The 868-nt window shown below is 28.6% G+C and carries 1 protein-coding gene; it reads left to right on the top strand.

What is annotated here, in order from left to right; translation table 11 throughout:
- The first annotated feature begins 17 nt into the window (after nucleotides 1–17).
- Complete coding sequence (locus tag ACFSSB_RS15445; protein ID WP_379905926.1) at nucleotides 18–731, top strand: hypothetical protein; 714 nt, start codon at nucleotides 18–20, stop codon at nucleotides 729–731.
- Nucleotides 732–868: the final 137 nt, after the last annotated feature.

Genomic DNA, 868 nt, shown 5'->3' with positions numbered 1-868 from the left:
CGTTGTAAAACATTTGAATGAAAATCTCGATTGACATTAAACATCTGATATTTATCTTTATTGGATTTGTTCTATTCACAATAATTGGAACAGTAAGTCACGAATATGGACATATAATAGTTGCTAAATCTTTAGGTTACGAAACCACTCTTCATTATGGAAGTATGAATTATGACAACTCTTCTTTCCAAAAAAACATTATTGAAATTTACGATCAAAATAAAACTGAAATTAAAAACGGAACTGAATTTAAACAAAAGACGGAATATGAAAATGGAGTAAAAAAATTAACGAATGATATTTTACTGGTAAGAATTGGAGGTCCTTTACAAACAGTAATTACAGGAATAATTGGATTAATTATTCTCTTCTGGAGAAGAAAAAAGATTAATGAATTTGGACTAAAATTATTCGATTGGTTAGCTGTTTTTCTTTCTTTATTTTGGTTAAGAGAAGCCTTCAATTTGACAATGTCTATTGGTATTGAATTAATAAAACCAGATGGAAGTTATTTTGGAGGAGACGAAAAGAGAATCTCTGAATTATTAAATATTTGGAGCGGAACTGTTTCTTGTATTTTAGGAATTATCGGATTATTCATATCGATATTTATAATATTTAGAATTGTACCTAAACATTTAAGATTAACATTTATTGTAGGTGGATTTTTAGGTGGAATATTTGGATTCATTTTATGGATGAATATTTTAGGTCCGAAAATATTACCGTAAAAAAACGTTTTACAACACCGTATATAATCCATTGCTAGTACTAGCCTACTTACGAAAATCCTAGCGGATTTTCTATCTGGATTTTATTTGCTAAATTACGTGCTAAACCACGCAACGTATCATATACAAAACCGTTG

The sequence above is a fragment of the Lacinutrix gracilariae genome, from assembly GCF_042684485.1.
GTDB lineage: Bacteria > Bacteroidota > Bacteroidia > Flavobacteriales > Flavobacteriaceae > Oceanihabitans > Oceanihabitans gracilariae.
This window is presented reverse-complemented; position numbering and strand designations above follow the sequence as displayed.